The sequence below is a fragment of the Mesorhizobium sp. M7A.F.Ca.CA.002.05.1.1 genome, assembly GCF_003998335.1.
Taxonomy (GTDB): Bacteria; Pseudomonadota; Alphaproteobacteria; order Rhizobiales; family Rhizobiaceae; genus Mesorhizobium.
In genome coordinates this window covers 1-6,902 of sequence record NZ_RZQI01000259.1, presented here as the reverse complement: position 1 = coordinate 6,902, position 6,902 = coordinate 1, and the positions used below count along the sequence as shown (strand labels likewise).

Below are 6,902 nucleotides of genomic sequence, written 5' to 3'. Positions count from 1 at the left end.
GTCCAGAAGGGCTGGATGCCGGCTGATCGACAGATTGGACAAACTGGCAAGACCATTCGACCGAAGCTTTACATCGCGGCCGGAATTTCCGGCGCCATCCAGCACCGAGTTGGGGTCGAGGGGGCCGATCTCATCGTCGCGATCAACACCGATCCGAACGCGCCGATTTTCGAGTTCGCCCACCTCGGGATCGTCACGGATGCAATCCGCTTCCTGCCCGCACTGACGGAAGCCTTCACCCGGCGGCTGTCGCCGCACAGTCGAGACAAGCTTGCGAGTTGAGGGAGAGGACATGATTGAACAATTCGATGCCATTGTGGTCGGAGCCGGCATGTCTGGAAACGCAGCTGCTTACACTTTGGCAAGCCAGGGGCTGAAGGTACTGCAGTTGGAGCGCGGGGAATATCCGGGCTCTAAGAACGTCCAGGGTGCCATAATGTACGCGAACATGCTGGAGAAGATCATCCCGGACTTCCGGGATGATGCGCCCCTCGAGCGGCACCTGGTCGAACAGCGACTTTGGGTGATGGACGACACGTCTCACACCGGAATTCATTACCGGTCGGACGACTTCAATGAGGCGAAACCCAACCGCTACACGATCATCCGCGCCCAGTTCGACAAATGGTTTTCCCGCAAGGTGCGCGAGGCTGGCGCGACGGTCCTGTGTGAGACGACCGCGACGGAACTCGTCCGTGATGGCAATGGCAAGGTGATCGGCGTCCGCACAGACCGGGCTGGCGGAGTGGTCTTCGCGAATGTGGTCGTTCTCGCAGAAGGGGTGTCGGGATTGCTTGGCACTCGCGCAGGCCTGCGCGAGATGCCGAAGCCGGAGACCGTGGCGATTGCCGTCAAGGAAATGCATTTCTTGCCCGAAGAGGTCATTGGCCAGCGGTTCGGGGTGAAGGGCGATGAAGGCTGCGTAATCGAGGCCGTGGGCACGATCTCTCGCAGCATGGCCGGGCTCGGCTTCCTTTACACCAATAAGGAGTCGATTTCACTCGGCATCGGCTGCCTGGTCTCGGATTTCGCCGCGACGATGGAGAGCCCGTCCGCCCTCCTGGATGCGATGAAAAACCATCCTTCGATCCGGCCGCTGATCGCTGGCTCGGAGGTGAAAGAATATGCCGCCCATCTTATCCCCGAAGGTGGTTACAGGGCCATTCCGCAGCTATTCGGCGACGGTTGGGTCATCGTCGGCGACGCAGCGCAACTGAACAATGCCATTCACCGTGAGGGTTCGAACCTTGCCATGACCTCGGGTCGTGTCGCGGCTGAGGCGATCATCAAAGTCAAAAGCCGCAACGGTCCTATGACCAAAGCGAACCTTGCGCTCTACAAGACGATGCTGGATGACTCCTTTGTGATCAAGGATCTTAAGAAATACAAGGACATGCCAGCCTTACTCCACACCAATTCCAGCAACTTTTTTGACAGCTATCCGCGGTTGATGTCGCATGCCGCTCAGACCTTCATGCGTGTCGACGGCACGCCGAAGATCGAGAAGGAAAAGAACACCACGGCCGCCTTCATCAACGCGCGCTCGCGCTGGGGGTTGGTCAGCGACGCGGTCCGCCTGGCATTGGCATGGCGCTGAAGAGGGTACAAGATGACGATCGCAGTGACGAAGGTTCGTGTCGAGGACAAACTTTACCAGAACCGCTATCTGGTCGATTCCGGCCGCCCCCATATCATAGTGCGACCGCACGACAAGCCAAGCGCGAACTTGCTTGCGTTGACCTACGTCTGTCCGGCGAAATGCTATGAGTTGAATGACAAGGGTCAAGTCGAGATCACCGCCGACGGCTGCATGGAATGCGGCACCTGCCGGATATTGTGCGAGAAAGGCGGCGACATCGAGTGGAACTATCCGCGCGGCGGCTTTGGTGTCCTGTTCAAGTTCGGATGATCAGCCGGTGCCAAGAGCATGCCGGCAGCGAGCAACTGCGGCACACCATGAGCCTCTCCATCCACTTGCAAAGAGCTAGTGAATATTGGGTTTCGCAATTCAAGTTTCCTCGACTTGGTAGGGGTATCCTCAGGCCACGGGGCGCCTGTGCCGGACTTACCACCGGTAACGTGGTCGAGCCCCTTTGGACAATGTCCGGCCATCGTGCCGGATGGCAGCCACAACGGCCGGTGAGCAAATGGAACGGCACAATCCATGATAAAGACGTATGTGCTAGTGCATGGTGCCTGGCATGGCGGATGGTGTTGGCGGGACGTCGCCGCCAATCTTCGCAAGATGGGATGCCACGTGACCACGCCTACCCAGACAGGTGTCGGCGAACGCGCACGTTTGCTGTGCAAGGACATCACGCCCGACACATTCGTGACCGACATCGTCAACCACATTGTAACGGAAGAGCTGAGCGATGTGATCCTTGTCGGTCACAGTCTAGGCGGCATCAGCATCACCGGCGCCGCCGACCGGATACCCGACCATATCAGCCATCTCGTTTATCTCGACGGCGCCATCGTCGAGAGCGGTCAAAGTGTATTCAGCACCATGCCCCCCGACATCGTCGCCGCCCGTCGAAAATTGGTTGCGGAGGAAGGACGGGGTATCTTCATGCCGACTCCGCCGCCAACAGCATTCGGCACTCCCGAGGGACACTCGCTCACGGACTGGGTGCGGCGCCGGATAACACCGCATCCGGCAGGCACCTACGAAAGCGGACTTAAGCTCGAGCACCCGCTCGGCAACGGCAGACCCCGAACCTATGTCGTCTGCACTAATCCACTCCACCCGCCGATGGCGGGAGCGCGAGAATGGGTCGCGAAGCAGGATGGCTGGGCGTGGCAGGAACTCGCCACTGGCCACGACGCAATGATCCTCGCGCCGACGGAAGTTGCTCTCCTTCTTAGCGCTGTCGGCTGAGGAACCAAGTAGGGGGAGCGGCGGCCGATTCTCAGGCCGTGGCCTTGAGCTCTGGTGCAAGGATGTAGGCCCAACGGGTCGTTCCGGTGGCGCCACCGAAACCACTAGGCGGGAGTGGCCTGTCCTGCCGACGTCGCAAGCTTGCGAGCGTTCCGCCGCGGCCGCAGCCCGTAGCGCCGGGCAACCTCCGAGATCACCGCGTCGGCTCCAGGGTCTCGGAGATGACTCCGTGCCTTGTCGTCCATCGACCAATGCCGCCGACCAACAGCGCCGTTGATCACCCTCGAAAACGCCGAGGCTGCCGCTCAGGGTCAATCGTAAGTTCAAGTTCAGACACAAGCCGATCTCCGATCCACCTCAGAATCGGCAGGCCCACAGATCGCGGGTCCTCCTGGAAGGACACAGCGCTTACCCTTGAAATATGGAGAACCATGGCTTTGCGCCGTCGGCAGTTGAGCTGATCTCGCAATGCTATTTCCCCGGCAACGTCCGCGAGCCGGAGAACTGCGTGCTTGGCGTTCTCCTCTGGAAGGAACCAATCTTTCGGAACGTGGCAATGTCATCGACGAGCTCTCACGGGCCAGCACGATGCCGGTTCGGCGCATCGGCGCCCGCCTGAACACGAGATGGCCACTTGCGATTCTAACGATACGGCCGGACGGGGGCTGGGACCGCGGCGGACGAAGCGTGACGGCTGATCGACACAATGGAGAAGGCCGGCTGGGTTCAGGCTAATGCGGCTCGAATTCTCGGCCTCAAGCTGCGACAAGTCGGCTAGGCGATACGCCGGCATAGTATCGAGGTGAAGGAACTTCTAAGAGCCTGATGAGCCAATCGTCAGGCCAGTGGTCTTGCGCGCCCTGTGCGCGACAAGGAGTGCTTCGTGCTTCTGAACGGATTTGGACTTGCACTGTCGCAAGCAGGACAAAATTGTGTCGCGCCGGCCTGACACAATGCGATATCGACCCGAATAGTGAACTGAAGCCGCTTTTTTCAGTTGGTATGGCTCTTGCACCTTGAACCGCGACGTTACCAGCAACGGAGCCGTTTGATGTCCTCACCGACAGTTTCGATTGAGGGGCCGACTAGCACGACATCCGAGGGTCTTCTGGCAGCCGCGAAATCCGGTGGCTGCGCATCGTCTTCCTACGGCTCGTCGCCGACCAGCCCGGGCGAAGAGGATCCGGCTATTTGGGAAAGGATCAAGGATCACCCCTGCTTTTCGGAGGAAGCGCATCATTATTTCGCGCGTATGCATGTGGCGGTCGCGCCGGCTTGCAATGTCCAGTGCAACTATTGCAATCGCAAATACGATTGCGCCAACGAGAGCCGGCCTGGTGTTGTGTCTGAGAAGTTGACGCCCGACCAAGCGCTACGCAAGGTCATCGCCGTTGCCAACAAAGTTCCGCAGCTTTCGGTTCTTGGCATCGCTGGGCCGGGGGATGCCTGTTACGATTGGGAGAAAACGAAGGCAACGTTCGACCGCGTCATCAGGGAAATCCCCGACATAAAGCTGTGCGTCTCCACTAATGGGCTCGTGCTGCCGGACCATGTCGCCGAGCTTGCCGAAATGAATGTTGATCACGTGACGATCACCATCAACATGGTCGACCCGGAAGTCGGCGCGAAGATCTATCCATGGATCTTTTATGAAAATCGCCGCTACTTCGGCATCGAAGCCGCTCGAATCTTGCACGCGCGGCAGATGCTGGGCCTGGAGATGCTGAGCGCGCGCGGCATCCTCACCAAAATCAACTCGGTGATGATTCCTGGAGTGAACGACCAGCACCTGTTTGAGGTGAACAAAATGGTCAGGGAGCGGGGCGCGTTTCTGCACAACGTGATGCCTCTGATTTCGGACCCGGCGCACGGTACCCACTACGGACTCATCGGGCAGCGCGGCCCAACGGCAACGGAGATGATGGCTCTTCAGGATCGACTTGAAGGTGGCGCCAAGTTGATGCGCCACTGCCGGCAGTGCCGGGCAGATGCTGTCGGCCTGCTCGGTGAAGATCGTGGCCAGGAATTCACGCTGGACGGTATTCCCGACGATGTCGCCTACGATGCTGGCAAGCGTCAGGCCTATCGGCAGGTGGTCGCACACGAGCGCCGTGATCATGAGGCGGCGAGGAGCGAGGCCATCGGTATGGTCAAGGCAACAGACTCCGAAAAGTCGCTTCTGGTTGCGGTGGCCACTAAGGGAGGTGGACGGGTCAACGAACACTTCGGCCACGCGAAGGAATTCCAGGTTTATGAAGTCTCGCCTAGAGGGATCAGCTTGGTCGGGCATCGGAAGGTCGAGCGGTATTGCCTCGGAGGCGGGGGCGAAGACGCCATCCTCGAGGGCGTCATCGCAGCGCTCGAAGGCATACACATAGTGCTATGCGCCAAGATCGGAAATCGCCCGAAGGAACAACTCTCGCGAGTTGGACTGCGCGTAACCGACGCCTATGGCCATGACTACATCGAGACCGCAGTCAGCGCACTTTACGCGGCAGAGTTTGGGATCAGACCACTAGCGGCGACGGCCTGAGCCGTCTCGTCCGATAACCAGGAGTTAGAATGGCTTTAAAGATCATCGCATCCCAATGTACCCAATGCGGGGCCTGCGAGTTCGAATGTCCTTCGGAAGCGATCAAGTTCAAGGGCGACGCCTATGTGATCGATCCAAACAAGTGCACCGAATGCAAGGAGGCCTTCGATACGCAGCAATGCGTGTCGGTCTGTCCGGTACCGAAAACCTGCGTTCCCGCTTGATTCCTACCGAAACGGTCGGGTTCGCCGCACGACGACGCCTGCAACCCGCGACCACAACAAAAGCCTCGAGAAAGGAATGGACAGCATGTGGTCCAGACGCGAACAGGAGGTCGAAATCGGCAGACCGCCACGGTTCATGCAGGGTGAGCGGGTCCGTGCGATACGCCACATAAAAAACGACGGCACCTATCCCGGCAAGGAGATCGGCGAAAACCTCGTGCGGAAGGGCGACGAAGGCTACGTGCGCGACATTGGAACCTTTCTCCAGCAATTCTTCATCTATGCGGTCGAATGGATCGATCGTGGCACGGTCGTCGGCATGCGAGCGCGCGAACTCATTAGCCTCGACAAAGTCGAGGTTCCCTGCGGAGCTGAAGGCATTTCCAACGGGGGAACAGCCGGATGAAAGTAATGATTCGCAGGACCGCTACTGGCTTGTCGGCTTATGTCCCCAAGAAGGATCTCGAAGAGCCGATCACCGAGATTGAGAACGCTGACTTATGGGGCGGGACCGTGACGCTCAGGAACGGTTGGCGGCTCATGCTGCCCGACCTTCCGCGCGACACGCGTTTGCCGATCACCGTCGAGGCGATGAAGATTTCCGACGGGGCCTGATGCCGGTGGGTTCAGTGGCGGAGAGGAAACGCGTATGAACACGATGCTGAGCTGGGACCATCTCGTCGTCGTCCGGGGCAGTTTTGCCAAAAAACTGATTGACCTGCTGAACGGCGCTCTCAAGGCCGATCGAGTGATCCCCTATCTCGGTCCTGGTCTTCTGCAGCTTAACCCACCGGAATCCCCTGTACCTTGCACCCCTGAAGATGTCGCCGCGGCCCTCAACAAGCGGGCGCCTGCCCCTTCCAGGATTCGCACCAATATGTGGTCGGTCGCGCAGTTTATCGAGCAGCGCCGACATCGTCGGACTCTCCAAGCGTGGATGGCGGAGATATTCGCAGCCCCCGCCGAGCCGACCGTTCTTCACGCCTGGCTCGCAACCCTTCAACTGTCTGTCATCATCGACAGCTGGTACGATGGCGCCATGCGAGCAGCCCTTGCAGAGGCCGGCCAAACAGACGTTGTCGAGATACAAGGAACGACGCGCGCGACCGGAATCGGTAACATCTGGACGAGAACTTACGATTTGTCAGGAACAGAACTCGAGGCCGAACAAGTGGCTAGGACGGTGCTCTATGCGCCGCACGGCTGCGTCAGGCCGGCGGCAAACTTCCTCGTGGCTGATTCCGATTACGTCGAAGTCCTAGCC

The 6,902-nt window shown here is 59.3% G+C and carries 10 protein-coding genes; all 10 read left to right on the top strand.

Going from position 1 to position 6,902, the window contains the following annotated elements:
• Positions 1–282 (top strand): electron transfer flavoprotein subunit alpha/FixB family protein (locus EN939_RS15190; RefSeq protein ID WP_164751003.1); only part of this gene is annotated, 282 nt, incomplete at its 5' end.
• Between the two features lie 10 nt (positions 283–292).
• Positions 293–1,597, top strand: a complete 1,305-nt coding sequence (locus EN939_RS15185; RefSeq protein ID WP_063169391.1) for an FAD-binding protein — start codon at positions 293–295, stop codon at positions 1,595–1,597.
• Between the two features lie 12 nt (positions 1,598–1,609).
• Complete coding sequence (locus EN939_RS15180) at positions 1,610–1,909, top strand: ferredoxin family protein (protein WP_024505235.1); 300 nt, start codon at positions 1,610–1,612, stop codon at positions 1,907–1,909.
• Between the two features lie 255 nt (positions 1,910–2,164).
• Entirely contained in the window at positions 2,165–2,881 is a 717-nt protein-coding gene (locus tag EN939_RS15175) for an alpha/beta fold hydrolase (protein ID WP_063169392.1), read from the top strand.
• Positions 2,882–3,587: 706 nt separating this feature from the next.
• Positions 3,588–3,659 carry a helix-turn-helix domain-containing protein gene (locus EN939_RS15165; protein ID WP_245467364.1) on the top strand — a complete coding sequence of 24 codons (72 nt, stop codon included), beginning with the start codon at positions 3,588–3,590 and terminating at the stop codon, positions 3,657–3,659.
• Positions 3,660–3,932: 273 nt separating this feature from the next.
• A complete protein-coding gene (gene nifB, locus EN939_RS15160; RefSeq protein WP_063169393.1) occupies positions 3,933–5,414 on the top strand; it encodes a nitrogenase cofactor biosynthesis protein NifB in 1,482 nt (493 codons plus the stop codon).
• A gap of 29 nt (positions 5,415–5,443) precedes the next feature.
• Positions 5,444–5,638 (top strand): 4Fe-4S binding protein, encoded by a 195-nt coding sequence (locus tag EN939_RS15155; protein ID WP_024505232.1) that lies wholly within the window; start codon positions 5,444–5,446, stop codon positions 5,636–5,638.
• A gap of 85 nt (positions 5,639–5,723) precedes the next feature.
• Positions 5,724–6,044 carry a nitrogen fixation protein NifZ gene (locus tag EN939_RS15150; protein WP_024505231.1) on the top strand — a complete coding sequence of 107 codons (321 nt, stop codon included), beginning with the start codon at positions 5,724–5,726 and terminating at the stop codon, positions 6,042–6,044.
• Positions 6,041–6,253, top strand: a complete 213-nt coding sequence (nifT, locus tag EN939_RS15145) for a putative nitrogen fixation protein NifT (RefSeq protein WP_024505230.1) — start codon at positions 6,041–6,043, stop codon at positions 6,251–6,253. Before EN939_RS15150 ends, nifT begins: the two co-directional genes overlap by 4 nt.
• A 34-nt stretch (positions 6,254–6,287) precedes the next feature.
• On the top strand, positions 6,288–6,902 hold a 615-nt coding region (locus EN939_RS15140), incomplete at its 3' end, for an SIR2 family protein (RefSeq protein WP_127268648.1).

Bases quoted from the DNA above. Each gene is read 5' to 3' on its own strand.
- EN939_RS15155 (WP_024505232.1), top strand. From the start codon at position 5,444: ATGGCTTTAAAGATCATCGCATCCCAATGTACCCAATGCGGGGCCTGC.
- nifT (WP_024505230.1), top strand. From the start codon at position 6,041: ATGAAAGTAATGATTCGCAGGACCGCTACTGGCTTGTCGGCTTATGTC.
- nifB (WP_063169393.1), top strand. From the start codon at position 3,933: ATGTCCTCACCGACAGTTTCGATTGAGGGGCCGACTAGCACGACATCC.
- EN939_RS15185 (WP_063169391.1), top strand. From the start codon at position 293: ATGATTGAACAATTCGATGCCATTGTGGTCGGAGCCGGCATGTCTGGA.
- EN939_RS15180 (WP_024505235.1), top strand. From the start codon at position 1,610: ATGACGATCGCAGTGACGAAGGTTCGTGTCGAGGACAAACTTTACCAG.
- EN939_RS15150 (WP_024505231.1), top strand. From the start codon at position 5,724: ATGTGGTCCAGACGCGAACAGGAGGTCGAAATCGGCAGACCGCCACGG.
- EN939_RS15175 (WP_063169392.1), top strand. From the start codon at position 2,165: ATGATAAAGACGTATGTGCTAGTGCATGGTGCCTGGCATGGCGGATGG.